The organism is Flavobacterium pedocola, assembly GCF_053764385.1.
In genome coordinates this window covers 651,184-671,583 of the sequence record NZ_JBSNCR010000001.1, presented here as the reverse complement: position 1 = coordinate 671,583, position 20,400 = coordinate 651,184, and the positions used below count along the sequence as shown (strand labels likewise).

Here is a 20,400-nt window from a genome sequence, read left to right as displayed (position 1 = left end):
AAATTAAATTTGAAAAAAAACTAATTACCTATGGAAAATCAAAAAAGTAATTCAACTCTAAAAGCTATCATTATTGTATTAGCATTATTATTATTAGGAAGTTTAGGTTATATGTACAAAATGAGTGCTGATAATCAGACTTCTGAGAATAAATTAATGTCTGACAAAGAAAAACTAAGTGAAGAATTACAAGCCTCAATTGCCAAATATGATGAAGCTATTGCTGAAAACACTTCACTTTCAGACGAGCTTTCTGCCGAAAGAGAAAAGCTTGTTCAGTTAAAAGCAGAGTTGGACAAATCAAAAGGGGATGTAGCTGCAATGGCTAAATTCAAGAATGATTATTTACGTTTAAAACGTGAAATGGACAACTTAATGAAGGAGAACGACGTTTTGAAAAAACAAAATGTAGTGCTTACTTCACAGCGTGACAGTACTCAAGTAGTTTTGGAAGATACCAGAAAAGTAAGAGATACATTAATCGCAAGCAATGATAATTTATCAAAAACAGTAGAAAAAGGTTCAAAACTTTCCGTATTGAATTTACAGACAACTGCTGTTAAACAAAGAAGCTCAGGGAAACAGATCGATACAGACAAAGCCAGCCGTGCAGATGTATTGAAAATCAGTTTCATGATCGCTGAAAACCAAATTGCAAAATCAGGAGACAAAACGTATTATGTTCAGGTTATTGATGCTAAAAACAATGTTTTAGGTGATAAGAAAACTGAAATCTTCGGTGACAAATCATTAACATACAGCTTTACAAAAACCGTTAAATACGAAAATAAAACTGTAAAAGTTGAGCAGGATTTACCGGTAAAAGATATTGCAGGAGGTTCTTACTTCGTAAACATCTTCGATAAAGGCGAATTGGTTTCTAAAACGTCATTCACTTTAAGATAATTATTTTCTTAAGATAAAAAATAAAAGGCTGTCATATCGACAGCCTTTTTTATTTCGCTTTAATTTTTTTAAAATTATATCAGCTTTCCGCCAATAATTACCTGATCAATCAGATTGCTTCCAAAAGCGTAAGGCAACTGATAATAGGAGGTAAGCGGCTTGGTAATGATAACACTAGCCGATTTACCTTTGGTAATACTTCCGTGTGTTTCGGAAAGCCCCATAGCGTAGGCACCATTAATAGTAGCAGCGTTTATGGCTTCTTCCGGAGTCATTTTCATTTTGATGCAGGCCGTTGCCACTACAAAGTTCATATTTCCTGACGGTGTTGTCCCTGGGTTAAAATCGGTAGCCAAAGCTAATGGCAATCCCGCTGCCATCATTTTACGGGCCGGCGTATAAGGAATACTGATGAAATACGAACAACTAGGTAACGCTACCGGCATGGTTATACTGCCTTTCAGTACTTCAATATCTTCATCGGTTACAATTTCCAAATGATCGACCGAAAGCGCTCCGTGTTTAACGCAAGCCTCAATTCCGTTAATAGCTGTAAACTGGTTCACATGAATTTTTGGGGTTAAGCCGTATTGTTTTCCGGCTTCCATAATCTTTTCAGTTTCTTTCACAGAGAAATAACCGGTTTCCAGAAAGGCATCGATATATTCGGCTAAGTTTTCCGCCGCTATTTTAGGAAGCATTTCGTTGATGATCAAATCAATATAAGCAGCATGGTCCTCTTTATATTCCTTTGGAAAAGCATGCGCACCCAAAAAAGTGGCTTTAATTTTAATCGGATAGTTTTCCGCTAATTTCTTGATTACACGAAGCATTTTAAGTTCGCCTTCTACAGTTAAACCATAGCCTGACTTGATTTCCACAGCGCCGGTTCCCTGTTGCATTACTTCTTCCAGCCTTGCTTTGGATTGGTTGTAGATTTCCTCCTCAGAGGTTTCATTAAGCTTTTTAGCCGAATTCAGGATCCCTCCGCCACGATTGGCAATTTCTTCGTAGCTCAACCCGTTGATGCGGTCCACAAACTCCTGCTCGCGGTTGCCGGCATACACAATATGCGTGTGGCTGTCTACCCATGTAGGCAAAACCGTTTTTCCGGTAGCATCGATTATTTGATCATAAGTTCCGGCAGGGCAGTTGTCCATTGTTCCGAAATCTGCAATCCATTCATTTTCAATTACTAAATAAGCATTGTCAATTTTAGGTAATACAGCCATTTCCGAACCTGAAACTTTAGCGGTATTTCCTTCGCGAACCTGTAAAAGTTCTTTTATGTTTTTAATAAGGATTTTCATTACTTGAAATTTTCCGTAAAAGTAAAATGGAAATTCAAAAACTCCTATCTTTATGACAAATTATTCGGTTTTGAGAAAGATTAAATACAAGAAAGGTCGAAAAGTACAGCCCAATTTTTACGAATATACAGGTATTCATAAAACGGAATCTGTGGAAATGCAGTTATTCGTTTATAATGAAAACCGCTACGAAGAATACAAGAATGTCCATCTGAATAAAGTAGAAGGAGAACTTAATGATAAGAATCAGGTAAATGATATTAAGTGGCTGAACGTTCATGGATTACATGATGTAGAACTAATAAAAAACATTGGTGACCTGCTTAACCTTGAACCATATATCATTGGTGATATACTGAATACAACCAGACGTACAAAAATGGAAGAGTTGCATAATATGCTTTTCTTTAATATCAAATCAATTTTACCGGATGAAGATTTAAGCAGCATCCGTATCGAACAGATCAGTTTTATTTTAAAGGATAACCTTTTGGTTTCTTTTCAGGAGAAGAAGAGTGACTTTTTTACCCATATCCGCGAACGAATCAGAAGCAACGGAGGAATTGTCTGTAAAAAGAAAAACGATTATTTACTTTACCTGTTGCTGGATGCCATCATGGAAAATTTCTACATCACCATTGAAAGTTATGAAGACCGCATCGAAGCCTTAATGGTAGAGGCCAAAACCAACCATCGTCAGGATGTGCTCGTTCGTATCGAAAACAACCGGGAAAACCTTAATTATTTAAAGCGTGCCATTATTCCATTACGAGACGCATTGTTTAGTTTAAAAAGTTTTCAGGATGATGAGGAATACGACGGAATCGAATCGGTTAATTATACTTTTTTTGTCCGATTGCACCAGAAATGTCTGGAGCTTTTGGAGCAGATTGATTATGATCTGAATTCCCTTGACAGTGCTTCCCATTTTCATTTTTCGGCACAAAGCCAGCGGATGAATGAAATCATGAAGACCCTTACGGTGGTTTCGGTAGTGTTTATTCCGTTAACCTTTATAGTTGGGGTGTACGGTATGAATTTCGACTATATGCCCGAGCTTCGTTGGCCAAACGGTTATTTTGGTATCATGGGACTGATGTTCCTGCTGGTTGTCGGAATGATCGTGTATTTTAAAAAGAAAAAATGGTTTTAAAACCCTATTGATATGAAAACGTTCATCAGTTCCATTTCAGGTGAGGAATTTCCAATGGCAGATTGTGTTCATGCCAAAATGATCCGCAGATCGATCTTTGACTGCATAAAGGATGAATATCCGAATTTTGATCTGGAAAGTGTGCTGTCCATCAGTGAATTAAATTTTTTCAGGGAGAAATATATTTCCAGTTTTTTACTCAAAGAAGTTGATGAGCTCAGCGAATTGGAAAAAACGGTAATCAGTTCACTTAAGGAAAAACAATCCCTGTTACCCAAACTGGAGGAAGACGATACACAATACTCTTTTGGGCAAAAAGTAGCCGATAAAGTAGCCGAGTTTGGCGGTAGCTGGACGTTCATCATTTCGTTCATGCTTTTTCTGGTTTTGTGGATTTTGGCTAATGTTTTCATACTGCTCAACAAAGGATTTGATCCGTATCCGTTCATATTGCTGAACCTGATTCTTTCCTGTATTGCTGCGCTTCAGGCTCCGGTAATCATGATGAGCCAAAACCGGCAGGAAGAAAAAGACCGCAAACGTTCCAAAAACGATTACATGATCAATCTGAAATCGGAACTTGAAATCAGAATGCTGCATGAAAAATTAGACCATTTGATCATGCACCAGGAACAATCCCTGATCGAGCTTCAGAAGGTCCAGATTGACATGATGAAAGATATCATCAGTAAAATTGAGAAGAAATAGTAATAAGTTAACTACAGAACATACTGCGGAAATTTCAATTGTTTAATTTATGAAGCTCATCCTAACACATGTTTTACTTATTGCGTTTGCTTTTTTTGCGATTTATTTCGGCTTTAGAAAAATGATAAAGTATGTAAAAAAAGCTCAAGAATATAAAAGTGATAAAATGAGAGTAACTATATGCATAGCAATGCTTATTCTGGCGCTTTTCGTAATGCTATGCGGTCTATATTTCATATACGCCGAAATGGACAGCTTTATTTAAGTCAATAATATTTAAGCGAATTCAGCCTGCCCATAACAATAACCAAGTTCAATACCGGTGTGATATTACACCATGTCCTCCGGTTTCACCCAGGCATCGAAATCTTCTGCGGAAACATATCCTAAACGAATTGCTTCTTCTTTTAATGTTGTACCGTTTTTATGAGCCGTTTGTGCAATTTCAGCTGCTTTGTAGTATCCGATTTTCGTATTTAAAGCCGTTACCAGCATTAAGGAGTTGTCCACCAATTCTTTGATGCGTCTGTAATTAGGTTCGATTCCCTGTGCGCAATGTTCGTCAAAGGATACACAGGCGTCTCCCAATAATCTTGCTGATTGTAAAAAGTTGGCAGCAATCATCGGTTTGAATACATTCAGTTCATAATGCCCTTGGGTAGCGCCAACTGTTATTGCAACGTCATTCCCCATCACCTGAGCACAAACCATCGTTAATGCTTCGCATTGTGTTGGATTCACTTTTCCGGGCATAATGGAAGAGCCGGGTTCGTTTTCGGGAATTAGGATTTCCCCGATTCCGCTTCGTGGTCCTGAGGCCATCATACGGATGTCGTTGGCAATTTTGTTTAAGGAAACCGCCAGTTGTTTTAAAGCTCCGTGTGTTTCCACCATGGCATCATGTGCCGCTAAAGCTTCAAACTTGTTGTCAGCTGTTTTAAAAGGCAGATTAGTGAATTGGGCAATATATTCCGCTACTTTTACATCGTAACCTTTTGGTGCGTTTAAGCCGGTTCCAACTGCAGTTCCGCCAAGCGCCAGCTCCGATAAATGAGGCAAGGTGTTTTTGATCGCTTTCAACCCGTGATTCAGTTGTGCCACATAACCTGAAATTTCCTGACCGAGTGTAAGAGGAGTGGCGTCCATTAAATGGGTTCTGCCTATTTTGACCACATCTTTAAAGGCTTCTGCTTTTTGATGTAAGGTATCCCGAAGTTGTTCAATTCCCGGTATAGTGGTTTCGATTACCATTTTGTAAGCTGCAATGTGCATCGCAGTAGGGAAGGTGTCGTTGGAAGACTGGGATTTGTTCACATCGTCATTAGCCTTGATGAAGGATTCTTCCCCAATTTTTTTACCTTCTAAAACCTGTGCACGGTTAGCAATCACTTCGTTTACATTCATGTTGCTTTGAGTGCCGGATCCGGTTTGCCAGATTACCAAAGGGAATTCGTCGCTTAGTTTTCCGGCGAGGATTTCATCACAAACCGCAGCAATTGCATTTCGTTTCTCAGATGGTAAAACATTTAAATCGTTGTTAGCAAATGCTGCGGCCTTTTTTAAATAGGCGAAAGCTTCGATTATTTCTTTCGGCATGGAAGCTTTTTCGCCAATTTTGAAATTATTACGGGAGCGTTCGGTTTGAGCGCCCCAATAGTTGTCGGCTGGGACTTTAACCTCGCCCATGGTGTCTTTTTCGATTCTGAATTCCATTTTTATGTTGGATTAGGAACATTAAAATTAATCAATATCAAACGGTTATGAAAGTCTGTTAAAATAAATTTAAGAGAAGTATTGTCGAAGCAGATTTTTACGCGTATATTTGGCCTGAATTCATAAAATTCCGGAAAACATGTTTGAATTTCAACAGTATTTAGGCTTTTTACTTTTCTTAGGAATCTTCTTAACCGGTTTCTGGTTGATGATCTTCCTTATCAACTTCGTAATGTACTGGGTTGGTGGAGCTCTTTGGGAAATGTTCAAAGAGAAGAGAGCAGCAAAAGCAATGAATAAATAATTTTATTCATAAAAATAAAAAAGTCCCGAATTCGGGACTTTTTTTATGTTTAATGCTTAACCTCCAAAGTACTCATCGCCTCCGTTTTCATCACGTTTCGGCTGTTTTTCTTTTTCGTTTTTCTTCTTGTTGAATCTATACGTGAAAGAAAGGTTGATTTGTCTTTCTCTCCACTGCATTTCGCTGTAAGAGTTCAATACGTTTTCTAAATTCGTTTCTGTAATTCTTTTGCGGGAATTGAAAACGTCACTTACGTTAAGCGCCAATGTTGCTTTCTCTTTCAGGAAATCCTTGCTCAACGCTAAGTTAGCCGATAAAACACCTTTGCTGGTTCCTTGGGCATTTTTTTGCGGAGCGTTGTAAGTTCCGTTGGTTTGCCAGTCAATACCGTAAGGTAAAGAGATTTTTGAGCTAATACGGGAGAACCAGGAAAGCGCGATATTGTCGAAATTCTGGTTTACTTCGTTACCCTCGAAATTGATATAGCTGTAATCTCCCTGTGTTTCATTACGGAAGAAGTTAAAGTTACCGTTTAAGCGCCACCATTTGAACGGATTGTAGTTTAAAGTGAATTCAAATCCGAAACGGTATTCAGTAGCCAAGTTGATTGGGGTACTGACAATTACAGGTACTTCAATTTCCTCACCATCAACAATTGTAGTTACAAATTCCCCGGATTCTTTACGGATGAACTGATAAGCATCGGTTGTTCTGTTGAAATACGCAGAAGTATTGAAAGTCAGCTTTTGCCATTTTCTCATGTAACCTAAATCAAAAGCATCTGTTTTGGCAGGATTGATGTCGGGATTACCCTGAAACAAGTTAATATTACTCGAGTAATTGGAGAATGGGTTCAGGAAACGGCCTCTAGGACGGTTGATCCTTTTACTGTAGCTGATGCTTGCGTTTGATTTATCAGAAATCTCATAAGTCAGGAAAACGCTTGGGAAAAAGTTGTTGTACGTTTTTGTATTGTAATCTTCAGTAGTTCGCTGATTAACATTGATTTTAGTATCTTCAAATCGTAGCCCTAGCAAATACGAGAACTTATTGATTTTAGAACCAAACTGTGTATATAAGGCGTTTACTTTTTCAATATATTCCAACGTGTTGGTGTAAGTGGCATTGTTTACCCAATTTCCGCTGTCATCCAAAGCATCAATCTGGAACGGGGTATAAAGATTGGTAAATGTTCCTTTGTAACCGGCTTCAAATTGTGTGTTTTCTTTGATTGGTAACACGTAATCCGCCTGGATAAGATTTCTTCTTTGTTTGTTTTTGTTCAGGGTTCTTTCAATGGTCACATCGGCTTCATCCCCAATAATATAATCGGAAATGATGGAATTGTCATTGTCCCTGTTCATTGAAAAAGCTGCATCAACGGTTAATTTGTGCCCGTCTTTTTTGAAATTCTTGATAAGATTGGTTGTGTATTCAAAATCAAGATTGTCATTGGTCTGATCATTAAAACGGTTGCGTACGTATGTAGGCGCGTAGTTTTCATCAAAATTGTAGAAGAAAACATTATCAGGATTGCTTCCTTTGTTTTTTCTTATGGAAAGCGCATTGGTCCAAGTGGTCGATTTATCTAAAAACCATTCCAAACCGAAATTGGTATTGAAACCTTCACGGGCGCGTTCGTTGTTTCTTCTTTCGTTGATGTAACCGGTTGTAGCTCCGGTGTCTCTGTCCAAATATTCCGTATCAGTCATTGAATTTCCAGGACTTTTACTGTTGGTATACCCTGAAGTGGTAAATAAATTGAAATTTTCACTTCTTAAATTGATGTTCCCGTTAAGACCATAATTTTTAGGATCTCCAATGGTTCCCGTAATGCTTCCGTTGATTCCCTGAGCTTTTCCCTTTCTCAGGATAATGTTCACGATACCACCGCCACCTTCAGCTTCGTAACGTGAAGAAGGGTTAGTGATTACTTCAACTTTTTCCACCGCATCTGCCGGTAACATACGTAAAGCATCTGCAATGTTTCCTGCCATACCGGATGGTTTTCCGTCGATTAAAACACGAACGTTTTCATTTCCTCTTAAGCTCACATTTCCGTCCGTATCAACAGAAACCGATGGGACATTATCCAAAACATCGCTCGCGGTTCCGCCTTTAACCATCATGTCCTGTCCAACATTGTAAACTTTTTTGTCCAGTTTGATATCAACAGTCGAACGCTCAGCAATAACAACAACTTCATCCAATTGCTTGGAATCTTCGGTTACCGAAATCGTTCCTAAATTGGTATCAGTATTGATGGCTTTGTCTTTAATTTCAACGGTTTTGAAACCAAGGAATTCAATTTTGATGTAGTAAACACCGGCCGGGACTTCAAATGAGAATTCTCCTTTACTGTCCGACATTCCGCCCGAAACAATTTTAGGGTTTTGGGTGTTTTGAGCATAAATATTCGCATATTCAAGTGGCTGATTTGTCGACTTTTCGATTACTTTTCCACTGATTTTTACTTTAGTTCCTTGTGGTCTTTGTTGCGCAAAGGAGAAAAAAGTAGATAGCAATAAGAATAAAACTGCTATTTTTTGAAGCTTTTTCATGAATGATTTATTTGATTTCTGCTTATGACAGCAAAATTACTCCGTGGTTTAAGCGTAAAATCACAAATCTTTGTTAAATGTAACTTGTAACAGTTCTAAATAATCTCCAATATTCTTTCAATAGGACGGCCAATTACGGCTTTTCTTCCGTTTATTATTATTGGTCTTTCGATCAAAACATGGTTCTTTAGCATGATGGCAATTACTTCATCATCAGTAAGTTCCATGCCTGCATAATTGTCTTTCCAGAGTTGTTCTTTCGTTCTTACCAGTTCAATCGGTTTTATTTTTAGTTTTTTGATGATGGAAACGAGCTCACGTTTGGTGATTTTTTCATCAAGATATTTGAAGGTTTCAAATTCAATTCCTTTTTCTTCCAGAAAGCAAACACCTTCTCTTGATTTGCTGCATTTTGGGTTGTGGTAAATGGTAATCATTTAATATTTTTTTGCAAAAGTAGCTTTATCCAATCAAAAATGAAGTATTTTCGAAGTTACAATTTTCTAATACGTTAAACCATGCAGTATATAGAGCAACTCAAAGCCAAAAAGTTTGATTATACCTTTCAACTGATACTTTATCTGATTGTTTTTCTTGGGTTTTCAGGAATGATGTTGTTTAATTTCATTATGACTTCGGATGTAAATACCGACGATATGATTGCACAAATGGTTAGCCAATTCGGAGCCAATGTTACGTTTGTAATGATGGTTTTGCCTTTGTCGTTAATGCTTTTAGGATTATTGTTTTGGGTTAAATTCCTTCACAATCAAAGTATAAGGAGTTTAACAACCGCAAGGAAAAAGGTCGATTGGAGCCGTATTTTATTTGCTTTTTTACTTTGGGGAAGCATCACGGCACTTATGACGATAGCCGCTTATTTTTCGGCACCTGAGAACTTTGTAGTCAATTTTGATCCGGCAGCATTTTTCCCGTTCCTGATTCTGGCTTTGATCTTAATACCGATGCAAACCAGTTTTGAGGAATACCTGTTTAGAGGCTATCTGATGCAGGGCTTCGGGATTTTTACCAATAGCCGACTGATCCCTTTTATGGTAACTTCTGTTCTTTTCGGACTGATGCACATTGCAAATCCGGAAGTTGGAAAAATGGGCATGGTGATTATGGTTTATTACATAGGAACCGGTTTTTTCCTTGGACTGATTACGTTGATGGATGAAGGTTTGGAATTAGCCCTTGGTTTTCATGCGGCCAATAACCTTGTAGGCGCTTTGCTGGTAACGGCGGATTGGACTGCTTTTCAGACGAATTCGGTTTTAAAAGATATTTCAGAGCCTAATGCCGGTTTTGATGTGATGGTGCCAATTTTTATAATCTTTCCGATATTGATCTTCATTTTCGCTAAAAAATATAAATGGTCCGGCTGGAAAGAAAAGCTTTTCGGAAGATTAGCCGAAGCCGATACCGTTAATGAACCAGGCCAATAATGATGAAATCCTACGAATTTGTCCATCAGGCTTTTACATTGAACGGCATTCCTCATGACAAAGATGCATTGTTGGAACTGGCTAAAGTGTGGGCACAGTCTGAAGAAGAACACAAAGTCATTTTTGCACGATTTCTGACGGAATGGTTTGACGATAAGGACTTTATCGAATTAACAACTTCCGGAACAACAGGAATCCCCAAACTGATTCGCCTGAAAAAAGAGGCCATGGTCAATTCCGCATTGGCAACCACAAAATTTTTTGATCTGAGAACGGGTTGTTCAGCTTTGCATTGCATGTCGACACAATATGTTGCAGGAAAAATGATGTTGGTACGGGCATTACTATCCGGTTGGCAACTTGATGTGGTTAAACCGGTCTCCAATCCGCTTGACGGAAGTACTAAAACGTATGATTTTGCGGCCATGGTACCAATGCAGGTCGAAAATTCACTGGAGGAACTGCATCGGGTTAAAAAACTGATTATTGGCGGTGCCAAAGTAAATCCAGTATTGGTGGAAAAGTTAAAAAAACTGCCTTCTGAATTTTTTGAGACTTACGGTATGACGGAAACCATTACGCATATCGCGGCCAAAAGAATTCAGGATATGGCTTTTAAAGCTTTGCCAAATGTTACTTTTTCTGTTGATGAAAGAAATTGTCTGGTAATTGAAGCACCTTTAATTTCAGGAGAAAAACTGATTACAAACGATATTGTCGAACTCATCAGTGAAAACGAATTTATCTGGAAGGGACGTTTTGATAATGTAATCAACAGCGGAGGCATAAAGTTATTTCCGGAACAGATAGAGGAGAAGCTAGCCGGTAAAATAGCCAATCGGTTTTTTGTTATAGGCAAGCCGGATGAAGTGCTCGGAGAAAAAATAGTTTTGGTAATTGAAGGGAATCCATTTGAAATAGAAAGAATTATTTTTGATGCGTTGGGAAAATACGAAAAACCGAAAGAAATTCTTTTTGTGCCTAAATTTGAAGAAACAGCAACCGGAAAAATCAAAAGAGAAGCCTCTTTAAAATAAAAGAACCACAAAGCTGCTTTTTTGTTCACATCGCCCCAATGACGAAGGTTAGCCTGCTTTGTGGTAGAGTATAATCTAAAAAAAGTTGTTGTCTATTGTTGCATTTTAAAGTAATAATCGGCTGAATGTTTACCGCTTCCGTAAAACAGGAAGAAAACACAAACGATTAAAGTTATTGATGCCAGAATAAAATTCTGCGTATGGAAAGCACCAATGAAATTCACTGCAACAGCTCCTATCAGGATTGGTAATTGTGCTGCTATCGACCATCTTGTCAATAAACCGAAAGCAATCATTAAACCTCCCATCATGTGTGCAGCTCCAATATAATGTATTAGCAAGAGTTCGCCGCCAAAATTTCCAGCCTGACTCATGATCTCTTGCAGATACTGTCTGTTGGTGATAAAAGATATTCCTTTAATGATAAGAAATATTCCAAGCGCAATACGCAACAAATCCAGAGGATAACTGGTATGTGCGTTGGCCCATTTGTTTAAATTTTTTACAGTATCCATAGCCTTGTCGATTTGATTTGAAACTAAATTACTCATAACGAATTATTTATGGTAATTTTTTCGTTGAATCGATTCGTAATCTCGACAAAGTGAAATTTACTGTGCTTTTGAAGTCTTAAAGTACATTTTTTTCGTGTTAAATTCCATTTTATCCACGGTAGATTTCTGTGGTAGCTTTTGCCAGTTATTTGAAGCATTGCTTCTATACGAATTACCGTTGATTGTATATTCTACTGGCATTGAAAAGTTTTTAACGTCTGTTTTCCAGCGTATTTCCACATTTTTTTTGTGTTGACGGATTTCTAACACCGGAATGTTTTTATAACGCAGATATTGGTCAAATACCGGTGTCAGGTTGATACCACTTTCTTTATTGAAAAAGTCTACAACGTTTTGTGTTTCGATAATTTTATGGCGATAGGTTTCAGAGTACTTCAAAATAAGTTTCCACCATTTTGCATCATCGTTGATAATATGACGGATCGTGTTCAGCATTAGGGCACCTTTGTCATACATATCACCGGAACCTTCTTGGTTTACACCGTAGTGTCCAATTATCGGTTCATTATTACCGACATTCATTTTCTGTCCGTTGATGTATTGAATCGCTTTATCATACCCTAAAGTACATTCCACAAATACTGATTCGGAATAAGTGGTAAAGCCTTCATGGATCCACATATCGGCAATATCTTTTGAAGTTACGCTGTTACCGAACCATTCGTGGCCTGTTTCATGGATGGTGATGTAATCGAATGTCATTCCGATTCCGGTATAACTTCTGTCCATTCCCAAATAACCTTTCAGATATTTATTTCCATAAGCCACAGCACTTTGGTGCTCCATACCTAAATAAGGGGTTTCAACCAATTTGTATCCGTCTTCTTTAAAAGGATAGGTTCCGAACTTCGACTGGAAACAATCCATCATCGGTTTTACTTCTTCGAAATGTTTACGGGCCTTAGCTTCGTTTTCTCTTAAAACATAATAATCCAAATCCAGGCCTTTGTGGTTGTCATGGATATGAACGTAATCTGCAATATTTACCGTTACATCATAAGTGTTGATAGGACTTTTTACTTCCCAATCCCAACGGGTATAACCGTTTTTTAAATCTTCACTGCCCAGGAATCGTCCGTTGGAAACATTCATCAAACCATTTGGAACGGCTACTTTAACAGAAGCTCCAAAATCCGGTTCATCGCTTTGTGTATCTTTTACGGGATACCATAAACTTGCGCCGGTTCCCTGTACGGCTACACCAATCCAGGGTTTGTTTTGAGTGTCGGTTGTGAATACAAAACCACCATCCCAGGGTGCTCTTCTTGCTATGATCGGTTTACCGGAATAATAAAAACGGATTTTAGCATCGTTTCCGGCCTGCATCTCAGTTGGGAAATCGATGAAAACGGCATGATGGTCTCTTTTGTATTGCAGCTGTTTTTTATTGTAAACAATACTGTCGATCTTCATGTTATCAAACAGGTCGATCTGGATTTTCTTTGTAGGATGAACCACTTTGAAAGCAATGTCGTTATAACCTGTAATGGTTTTTTCTTCAGGGTTGATCTTGATATTCAAATCGTAACGCTGAACATCAAAACTGACACGTTCCGGACGCAATCCTCCCTGTAACGAATCTTTACGGGTAAATTGTTGTGCTGAAACCGATTGGACACCTAAAAGCAATAAAGTAGAATACAGTATGGTTTTCATAATTGGCTGAATAAAAAAAAAATCTGCTACAAACAGTTAGTAGCAGATTTTAATTTTTTGTTACTGAAAATTGTATAGTGTTTTAACTGTATATCGATTATCAGTTTCAAACAGCTTGTTTCATAATCAGTTGACGAAACAAATCGGATTTTATCGTACGGTTCTTTCCGTTACATTTTCATCATATTTTTGAACAAAAGCCTCCAGTTTCTCTGGATTGATTGTTCCGTCAGCATTTATAACTTTATCCTTTACCAACCATTTGATTAGTTTTTCACAATTTTTACGTGAATTCATAAATGCTATGATTCTGCTGAAATCTGTAGATTCAACTTTTATCTTTTCATTAATGAAATTTAACGCATAATAATCATCATCCAAAAATTGAGGTGTTTCGTTGTCGAAAGTTCTGTAATTCAGGATTTCATCATCATTCATATTGAAAAACGAATGATTGATAAGATTTATTTTTTCATATTTCAGAAATTGCTTTCCGTCTAAAAGTATTTTGTCTTTAACAATTTCAACTTCTTGTGCTTTTACAGCAAAAGAAGACAGAAGCACGGCTCCTAAAAAAAGTAATCCTTTTTTCTTCATCTGTTTATTGAGGTTTGGTTAATGTGAATATTAAACTTGAATTACACCCAAATTAAAAGGCTTCTGGATAGGAGCGTGGTCAGCCGCCTCAATTCCCATGGAAATCCATTTTCTGGTGTCTAAAGGATCGATGATGGCGTCAGTCCATAAACGGGATGCCGCATAGTATGGGGAAACCTGCTCGTCGTATCTTGATTTAATTTTGTTGAATAGTTCTTCTTCTTTTTCAGGGGTGATTTCCTCACCACGGGCTTTCATGGAAGATTCTTCGATCTGTAATAAAACTTTGGCTGCCTGAGCACCGCCCATTACCGCTAATTCTGCAGATGGCCATGCGAAAATCAAACGCGGATCGTACGCTTTTCCACACATCGCATAATTTCCGGCACCGTAGGAGTTACCTACAACAACAGTAAATTTAGGCACAACCGAATTGGACACCGCATTTACCATTTTAGCACCGTCTTTAATGATACCGCCATGTTCGGATTTTGAACCTACCATGAAACCGGTAACGTCGTGTACAAACACCAAAGGAATTTTCTTCTGGTTACAGTTAGCAATAAAACGCGTGGCTTTATCCGCTGAATCCGAATAGATTACTCCACCAAACTGCATTTCACTCGGTTTGGTTTTGGAACCTGTTGTTTTAACAATTTTTCTCTGATTAGCTACGATACCAACTGCCCAACCGTCAATTCTGGCATAGGCAGTAATAATGGATTGACCGTAACCGGCTTTGTATTCATCTACTTCTGAATTGTCTACCAAACGTTTGATGATTTCCATCATATCGTATTGTTCGGCTCTTGATTTTGGTAAAATCCCGAAGATTTCGTTTTCATCCAATGCTGGTTTTTCCGCTTTGATTCTGTTGAAACCGGCTTTTTCGTAATCACCTATTTTTCCAACAATATTTCGGATAGTGCCCAGAGCATCTTTGTCGTCTTTTGCTTTGTAATCGGTTACACCTGAAATTTCACAATGTGTGGTTGCACCTCCCAAAGTTTCATTATCTATAGATTCACCGATGGCGGCTTTAACCAAGTAACTTCCGGCAAGGAAAATACTTCCGGTTTTATCAACAATAAGCGCTTCATCACTCATAATAGGTAAGTAAGCACCTCCGGCTACACAACTTCCCATAACCGCAGCAATTTGTGTAATGCCCATGCTGCTCATGATAGCGTTGTTTCGGAAAATACGTCCGAAGTGTTCTTTGTCCGGGAAAATTTCGTCCTGCATTGGCAGATATACACCGGCGGAATCCACTAAGTAGATAATCGGAAGTCTGTTCTCCATCGCAATTTCCTGCGCACGAAGATTCTTTTTGGCTGTAATGGGGAACCAGGCTCCGGCTTTTACGGTAGCGTCGTTAGCAACTACAACACATTGTTTTCCATTGACATACCCCACTTTTACCACTACACCTCCGGAAGGACATCCACCGTGTTCCTTGTACATTCCTTCACCAACGAAGGCTCCGATTTCGATACTTTTTGAGCCTTTGTCCAATAAATATTCAATGCGCTCACGTGCCGTCATTTTTCCTTCGGCATGCAGTTTTGCGATTCTTTTTTCGCCGCCTCCGAGTTTCACTTTGGCCAATCGCTGTTTTAAATCGGAAAGTAAAAGTTTGTTGTGGTCTTCGTTTTTGTTGAAGTTTAAGTCCATGGTTATGTTGTTGGTTTAGCTGTAAAGTTCTAATTTTGGTTGGCTAAAATACAAAACCTTTTGATACTTTGAAATACTCTTCCCACACGTTTTTTTAAGCAAATATTAAACTTGAATTATTGTTGGCTTAACATTAACTTAACATTGCAAAGATACTTTTGCACCGAATAAATAACCAAACTATGTCATTAAACAGTATTTTCCAATTTTTTGTACCGAAAGATAAAAAGTTCTTTCCATTATTCGAACAAGCTTCTTCAGACTTGATTGCTTTAGCAGAAACACTTCACGAGGCAGTTAACGCTCCAAAAGGAGAAAGAGAAAACTACTATAAGAAAATCGAAGAGCTTGAAGCGAATATCGAAGAAATCACGCATAAAACAAACTTGGAATTAAGCAGAAACTTCATCACACCATTTGACCGTGAAGATATCCACGCTTTAATTACTGCTATCGACGATGTTGCTAACAACATTCACGGTGCATCAAGCAGAATGCGTTTGTATCAGGTAGAAAAAATTACAAAATCCATCAGAAAATTAACGGAAATCAATCTTGAGGCTTGTCAGCAGATCAAACAAGGTGTGACTGAGCTAAAAGATATGAAGAACATGAAAAACATCATGGACGCCGTTAAACGTATCAACAAATTGGAAAGCAAATCCGATTCAGTTTTTGACAAGGCTGTAGCCGATATTTTCGAAAACGAAACCGATGCCAAAAATATTATTAAATATAAAGAGGTGTTGTCTTCTTTGGAAACTGCAACAGACAAATGTAAAGTAGTGGCCAAAACGCTTGAGGCAGTTGCAGTTAAACACTCTTAAATTTAGTAATACATGGATTTTACGGTATTAATTATAATCATAATCATTGCCTTATTATTTGATTTGGTAAATGGTTTTCACGATGCGGCAAATTCAATTGCTACAGTTGTGTCCACAAAAGTTCTTACTCCCGGACAGGCAGTAATTTGGGCAGCATTTTTTAACGTAGTCGCTTTCTGGGTTTTTGATATGAGTGTTGGTAACACTGTAGCAAAAACCGTTGATAACGGAGCGATTGATTTATGGGTTATCCTGGCAGGACTTATAGCTGCAACGATCTGGAACTTACTTACCTGGTGGTTGGGAATCCCTTCATCTTCTTCACATACTTTAATTGGAGGTTTTGCTGGAGCTGCTATTGCCCATGCTGGTTTTGATGTAGTGAACAGCGCAGAGATCTGGAAAGTTGTCGGATTTATCTTTTTAGCGCCGATAATTGGAGGTGTGATAGCCTATATTTTTACTCTCATAACCATTATTAGGAATGGTTTCAAAAAGGTGGGAGTAATGATTCTGATTACCTTAGGTATCTTGTATTTGATGCAATATATGGTCGAATACATGGATGTTAAACCTATCATGATGTGGATTGTTGCAGTAATGATGGGAATCATGATTCTTACTTACATATGGTATTACGCGGTACACGGGAAATCCCAGACTGCCATGAAAGAATCCAATATGTATAAGAAGTTACAGTTACTTTCTTCTGCAGCCTTTTCATTAGGTCACGGTGGTGCTGATTCCCAAAAAGTAATGGGTATCATCTGTGCAGCGTGCATGGTTTTTGCAAACATCAACAGAGAAGAAGGAAAAGAAAGCAGTATTCCGGAATTCTTAACGGTTTCTGAAGTAATGCAAATTGAATTTACTTCCCCGGAAGGTAAAAAAGAAAAATTCAAACCGGAACATGCCAATGGAGACAAGATGTTTGTCTACATGAAAGGTAAAGATGTATATGATGCAGATTCCAAAGAAGCGATTTTCTTCGATAAAAAAATCAATCCTGCTTATAAAGATGCTGCTCAGTTCAACGATTATCTTGTTGACGGAAAGTTGAAAGAAGGAAATAAAATCAAGACTAAAGTTCACTCTGATTCAATGCCTTGGTGGATTGCTTTCTCCTGTTACTTAATGATTGGTTTGGGAACTTTGATGGGAGGATGGAAAATTGTTAAAACAATGGGTACCAAAATCACAAAAGTGACACCGCTTGAAGGTGTTTGTGCTGAAACTGCCGGAGCTTTGACCTTATTCACGGTTTCCAATATGGGTATTCCGGTTTCCACTACGCACACCATTACAGGTTCGATTATTGGAGTAGGAGCCACGAAACGTTTAAGTGCGGTTCGTTGGGGGGTAACGATCAGCTTGTTATGGGCATGGATCCTTACGATTCCTGTATCCGCTCTTATCGCGAGTCTTATCTATTACTTAATGAAGTTATTTGTTTAAGATATTTTTTTCATGACATAAAAAATCCCGATGTTTTGCATCGGGATTTTTTTTATTTTCTTCTTCTTAATTTTTTAATTCTTTCTTTTTTGTTGAGAGTACCTCATATCTCAATGCCAAATGAAAATTAGAAGCATTAGTAGTGTAAATACTGTGTGGAGCCATATTGTTATTAAAGTAATATCGAAACTCACAAGATGCTTTTTTATAGTTATAACCGAATCCAATTCCAGGGAAAAAGTTACTTGATTTAATTTCACGTGCCGCTACTTGACTTTTTGGACTAAAGTCCCTTACTGAAGCTATTACGTTTGCGAAAATTTTTGAGTTATCGTTCAGGAAAAAATAATGTCTGAATCCAAAAGGAATTTCAACATATCTAACGTCGGCGGTATATTTTGTTGTTACGATGCCATCATTGTATTCAGTCTCATCTTTAAAATTGTGAAAACTTGGTTCTAAAATTAAAGCCCATTTTTTGTTGTTAAAAGGGAAAATTAATTCAAACTCAACTCCCAAAGTAAAATTATTGTCCTTAAAATTGAAATTTTGATTAACTGATCCGGATTTTCTGTGGAAATCTATTTTTGAGCTATTAAAAATGGCTCCACCTTTTATGTTAAAAGTATAGTTGTTCTTTCTGTAAGATGCTTTTTTTTCTTTATCAGTTCCTTCATTGGTAGCCCCATTGTATTCTTTAAAATAGGGTTCTAAACTGTCTTCGCTATAAGTTAATTTCTCTACTCTTTTTTGAGTTGTCTTCTCATTTTTTACAGACATCCAAAGTTGTCTTTTGTAAGTTTCACTGTGAATGATGCTTCCCGGTAACATGAAAGGGTTGTTCTTTAATGTTTCTTTATCGGCATAATATGGAATATTAAGTAATTGCTTGATAGGACTGTTGTCTACAGAGAAAAAATATCTTGTTATACTAGAGTCTACATATTTGTAAAGCATAGCTTTGCCGGAAACAATCTCTCTTAAAAACAGACGTTCGTTTGAAAATTTTGGTTCTTTAGATAAAGTGACATTATCCGTATTCGATCTTTCAATATCAATATCAACTCTGATATATTTACAGACATCTTCAATGGAAAATTCCGTAACAAAATTAATCGTAAGTGTTTTGGCAATTTCAGCTTCTGTTGTTTTGAATTCAAAAGAAACAGGGTTGTAGGCCCAATCAAGATTTTTAATATAGCCTTCAATTTTATTGCCACCGTTATCTATATAATACCCTTTTTCAAAGTTGTTTTGGGCATAAGTTAAATTAGTAAGAATTAATAAAAGTAGTAGGTAAAGTTTATTCTTCATTGTGTTTAAAATATCAATAATAATAATAATTTTATTCGTCTTCTTTTTGTCCCATCATCATCAGATAGGCTTTCAGGAATTCGTCAAGGTTTCCGTTCATCACGCCGTCTACATCGCTGGTTTCGTAACTGGTTCGTACATCTTTGATTAATTTGTACGGATGCATTACATAGTTACGGATTTGGGATCCCCATTCGATTTTCATCTTACCGGCTTCGATATCGGCACGTTGCTCCAATTGTTTTTTCAGTTCGATTTCGTATAATTGGGAACGTAGCATTTGCATAGCTCTGGTTCTGTTATCTTGCTGGGAACGCGTTTCCGAACACTGAATCTGAATCCCGGTTGGTTTGTGAAACAACTGAACTTTGGTTTCCACCTTATTAACATTCTGTCCGCCGGCTCCACTGGAACGGGAAGTTGTAATTTCAATATCCGCCGGATTGATTTCAATTTCAATAGTATCATCAACTAACGGATACACATAAACGGAAGCAAACGAGGTATGGCGTTTCGCATTACTGTCAAAAGGAGAAATACGTACCAATCGATGTACGCCGTTTTCACCTTTCAGATAACCGAAAGCATAATCGCCTTCAAATTCAAGGGTTACGGTTTTAATTCCGGCTACATCGCCTTCCTGAAAGTTCAGTTCTTTGATTTTATAACCTTGCTTTTCACCCCACATTAAATACATTCGCATCAGCATGGAAGCCCAGTCGCAGCTTTCTGTTCCTCCGGCTCCGGCTGTAATCTGTAATACGGCACTCATGCTGTCTCCTTCATCGGATAGCATGTTTTTGAATTCCAGATTCTCGATATGTAAAATGGTGTTGTGATATTGCTGGTCGAGTTCGTCTTCAGTAGCTTCGCCTTCCCTGAAAAACTCATAAATAATCTGAAGTTCTTCGGCCATGTTGTTACCTTTTTCATAATCTTCCACCCACTTTTTCTTTGATCGCAGGTTTCGTACAATGATTTCGGCTTCTTTTGCATTGTTCCAAAAGTCAGGAGCGAATGTTTTTTCTTCCTCGTTAGTTATCTCGATAAGTTTCTTATCAACGTCAAAGATACCTCCTTAACGCACCAAGGCGCTCAATAATATCCTTAATCTGTTCGGTATTTACCATAAAAAGTATAATTTTATAGCCACAAAAATAGA

The 20,400-nt window shown here is 37.8% G+C and carries 18 protein-coding genes; 8 read left to right on the top strand and 10 right to left on the bottom strand.

Features of this window, described 5'->3' with window-relative positions; all coding sequences use genetic code 11:
- The first annotated feature begins 30 nt into the window (after positions 1-30).
- Positions 31-906, top strand: coding sequence for a hypothetical protein (locus ACWPKD_RS03250; protein WP_455411240.1), 876 nt, complete (start codon positions 31-33; stop codon positions 904-906).
- Between the two features lie 74 nt (positions 907-980).
- Here ACWPKD_RS03250 and hutI read toward each other — a convergent pair whose 3' ends face one another.
- Complete coding sequence (gene hutI / locus ACWPKD_RS03245) at positions 981-2,216, bottom strand: imidazolonepropionase (RefSeq protein ID WP_455411239.1); 1,236 nt, start codon at positions 2,214-2,216, stop codon at positions 981-983.
- Positions 2,217-2,286: 70 nt separating this feature from the next.
- On the opposite strand from hutI, the gene corA reads away from it, so the two are divergent.
- Together corA and ACWPKD_RS03235 are read left to right on the top strand one after the other, a co-directional pair.
- Positions 2,287-3,369: a magnesium/cobalt transporter CorA gene (gene corA / locus ACWPKD_RS03240; protein ID WP_455411401.1), complete on the top strand. Its 1,083-nt coding sequence runs from the start codon at positions 2,287-2,289 to the stop codon at positions 3,367-3,369.
- A gap of 12 nt (positions 3,370-3,381) precedes the next feature.
- Positions 3,382-4,077, top strand: coding sequence for a DUF1003 domain-containing protein (locus ACWPKD_RS03235; protein WP_455411238.1), 696 nt, complete (start codon positions 3,382-3,384; stop codon positions 4,075-4,077).
- Positions 4,078-4,407: 330 nt separating this feature from the next.
- Here ACWPKD_RS03235 and fumC read toward each other — a convergent pair whose 3' ends face one another.
- Positions 4,408-5,790 carry a class II fumarate hydratase gene (fumC, locus tag ACWPKD_RS03230; RefSeq protein WP_455411237.1) on the bottom strand — a complete coding sequence of 461 codons (1,383 nt, stop codon included), beginning with the start codon at positions 5,788-5,790 and terminating at the stop codon, positions 4,408-4,410.
- A 139-nt stretch (positions 5,791-5,929) separates the two neighbouring features.
- On the opposite strand from fumC, the gene ACWPKD_RS03225 reads away from it, so the two are divergent.
- The gene (locus ACWPKD_RS03225; protein ID WP_455411236.1) at positions 5,930-6,094 is read left to right on the top strand and encodes a hypothetical protein; all 165 of its coding nucleotides are present in this window, start codon (positions 5,930-5,932) and stop codon (positions 6,092-6,094) included.
- A 56-nt stretch (positions 6,095-6,150) separates the two neighbouring features.
- Here ACWPKD_RS03225 and ACWPKD_RS03220 read toward each other — a convergent pair whose 3' ends face one another.
- Positions 6,151-8,655, bottom strand: coding sequence for a TonB-dependent receptor domain-containing protein (locus tag ACWPKD_RS03220; RefSeq protein WP_455411235.1), 2,505 nt, complete (start codon positions 8,653-8,655; stop codon positions 6,151-6,153).
- 95 nt (positions 8,656-8,750) lie between these two features.
- Positions 8,751-9,092: an arsenate reductase (glutaredoxin) gene (gene arsC, locus ACWPKD_RS03215; protein WP_455411234.1), complete on the bottom strand. Its 342-nt coding sequence runs from the start codon at positions 9,090-9,092 to the stop codon at positions 8,751-8,753.
- Positions 9,093-9,173: 81 nt separating this feature from the next.
- Here arsC and ACWPKD_RS03210 point away from each other — a divergent pair, with 81 nt between their 5' ends.
- Both ACWPKD_RS03210 and ACWPKD_RS03205 read left to right on the top strand, forming a co-directional pair.
- Positions 9,174-10,103 carry a CPBP family intramembrane glutamic endopeptidase gene (locus ACWPKD_RS03210; RefSeq protein WP_455411233.1) on the top strand — a complete coding sequence of 310 codons (930 nt, stop codon included), beginning with the start codon at positions 9,174-9,176 and terminating at the stop codon, positions 10,101-10,103.
- The gene (locus tag ACWPKD_RS03205; RefSeq protein WP_455411232.1) at positions 10,103-11,140 is read left to right on the top strand and encodes an AMP-binding protein; all 1,038 of its coding nucleotides are present in this window, start codon (positions 10,103-10,105) and stop codon (positions 11,138-11,140) included. Before ACWPKD_RS03210 ends, ACWPKD_RS03205 begins: the two co-directional genes overlap by 1 nt.
- Positions 11,141-11,232: 92 nt before the next feature.
- Here the strand turns inward: ACWPKD_RS03205 and ACWPKD_RS03200 are convergent, their stop codons facing one another.
- From ACWPKD_RS03200 to ACWPKD_RS03185, 4 genes are all read right to left on the bottom strand, one after another.
- On the bottom strand, positions 11,233-11,655 hold the full coding sequence (locus ACWPKD_RS03200) for a DoxX family protein (RefSeq protein ID WP_455411400.1): 423 nt from the start codon (positions 11,653-11,655) through the stop codon (positions 11,233-11,235).
- 96 nt (positions 11,656-11,751) lie between these two features.
- A complete protein-coding gene (locus tag ACWPKD_RS03195) occupies positions 11,752-13,371 on the bottom strand; it encodes a M1 family metallopeptidase (RefSeq protein ID WP_455411231.1) in 1,620 nt (539 codons plus the stop codon).
- A 150-nt stretch (positions 13,372-13,521) separates the two neighbouring features.
- Positions 13,522-13,968, bottom strand: coding sequence for a hypothetical protein (locus ACWPKD_RS03190; RefSeq protein ID WP_455411230.1), 447 nt, complete (start codon positions 13,966-13,968; stop codon positions 13,522-13,524).
- 30 nt (positions 13,969-13,998) lie between these two features.
- On the bottom strand, positions 13,999-15,642 hold the full coding sequence (locus tag ACWPKD_RS03185; RefSeq protein WP_455411229.1) for an acyl-CoA carboxylase subunit beta: 1,644 nt from the start codon (positions 15,640-15,642) through the stop codon (positions 13,999-14,001).
- Between the two features lie 182 nt (positions 15,643-15,824).
- Here ACWPKD_RS03185 and ACWPKD_RS03180 point away from each other — a divergent pair, with 182 nt between their 5' ends.
- Both ACWPKD_RS03180 and ACWPKD_RS03175 read left to right on the top strand, forming a co-directional pair.
- A complete protein-coding gene (locus ACWPKD_RS03180; protein ID WP_455411228.1) occupies positions 15,825-16,469 on the top strand; it encodes a DUF47 domain-containing protein in 645 nt (214 codons plus the stop codon).
- Positions 16,470-16,481: 12 nt separating this feature from the next.
- Entirely contained in the window at positions 16,482-17,924 is a 1,443-nt protein-coding gene (locus ACWPKD_RS03175) for an anion permease (protein ID WP_455411227.1), read from the top strand.
- Positions 17,925-17,990: 66 nt separating this feature from the next.
- On the opposite strand, the gene ACWPKD_RS03170 is transcribed toward ACWPKD_RS03175, so the two are convergent.
- Both ACWPKD_RS03170 and prfB read right to left on the bottom strand, forming a co-directional pair.
- Entirely contained in the window at positions 17,991-19,238 is a 1,248-nt protein-coding gene (locus ACWPKD_RS03170; RefSeq protein WP_455411226.1) for a hypothetical protein, read from the bottom strand.
- A gap of 31 nt (positions 19,239-19,269) precedes the next feature.
- A protein-coding gene (prfB, locus tag ACWPKD_RS03165; RefSeq protein WP_455411225.1) for a peptide chain release factor 2 occupies positions 19,270-20,368 on the bottom strand; the annotation gives its coding sequence in 2 pieces (ribosomal slippage) (positions 19,270-20,304 and positions 20,306-20,368; 1,098 coding nt in all).
- Between the last annotated feature and the right edge of the window lie 32 nt (positions 20,369-20,400).

Bases quoted from the DNA above. Each gene is read 5' to 3' on its own strand.
- fumC (WP_455411237.1), bottom strand. From the start codon at position 5,790: ATGGAATTCAGAATCGAAAAAGACACCATGGGCGAGGTTAAAGTCCCA.
- ACWPKD_RS03250 (WP_455411240.1), top strand. From the start codon at position 31: ATGGAAAATCAAAAAAGTAATTCAACTCTAAAAGCTATCATTATTGTA.
- ACWPKD_RS03185 (WP_455411229.1), bottom strand. From the start codon at position 15,642: ATGGACTTAAACTTCAACAAAAACGAAGACCACAACAAACTTTTACTT.
- ACWPKD_RS03190 (WP_455411230.1), bottom strand. From the start codon at position 13,968: ATGAAGAAAAAAGGATTACTTTTTTTAGGAGCCGTGCTTCTGTCTTCT.
- hutI (WP_455411239.1), bottom strand. From the start codon at position 2,216: ATGAAAATCCTTATTAAAAACATAAAAGAACTTTTACAGGTTCGCGAA.
- ACWPKD_RS03235 (WP_455411238.1), top strand. From the start codon at position 3,382: ATGAAAACGTTCATCAGTTCCATTTCAGGTGAGGAATTTCCAATGGCA.
- ACWPKD_RS03220 (WP_455411235.1), bottom strand. From the start codon at position 8,655: ATGAAAAAGCTTCAAAAAATAGCAGTTTTATTCTTATTGCTATCTACT.
- ACWPKD_RS03180 (WP_455411228.1), top strand. From the start codon at position 15,825: ATGTCATTAAACAGTATTTTCCAATTTTTTGTACCGAAAGATAAAAAG.
- ACWPKD_RS03205 (WP_455411232.1), top strand. From the start codon at position 10,103: ATGATGAAATCCTACGAATTTGTCCATCAGGCTTTTACATTGAACGGC.
- ACWPKD_RS03195 (WP_455411231.1), bottom strand. From the start codon at position 13,371: ATGAAAACCATACTGTATTCTACTTTATTGCTTTTAGGTGTCCAATCG.
- ACWPKD_RS03200 (WP_455411400.1), bottom strand. From the start codon at position 11,655: ATGGATACTGTAAAAAATTTAAACAAATGGGCCAACGCACATACCAGT.
- ACWPKD_RS03170 (WP_455411226.1), bottom strand. From the start codon at position 19,238: ATGAAGAATAAACTTTACCTACTACTTTTATTAATTCTTACTAATTTA.
- ACWPKD_RS03225 (WP_455411236.1), top strand. From the start codon at position 5,930: ATGTTTGAATTTCAACAGTATTTAGGCTTTTTACTTTTCTTAGGAATC.
- arsC (WP_455411234.1), bottom strand. From the start codon at position 9,092: ATGATTACCATTTACCACAACCCAAAATGCAGCAAATCAAGAGAAGGT.
- ACWPKD_RS03210 (WP_455411233.1), top strand. From the start codon at position 9,174: ATGCAGTATATAGAGCAACTCAAAGCCAAAAAGTTTGATTATACCTTT.
- ACWPKD_RS03175 (WP_455411227.1), top strand. From the start codon at position 16,482: ATGGATTTTACGGTATTAATTATAATCATAATCATTGCCTTATTATTT.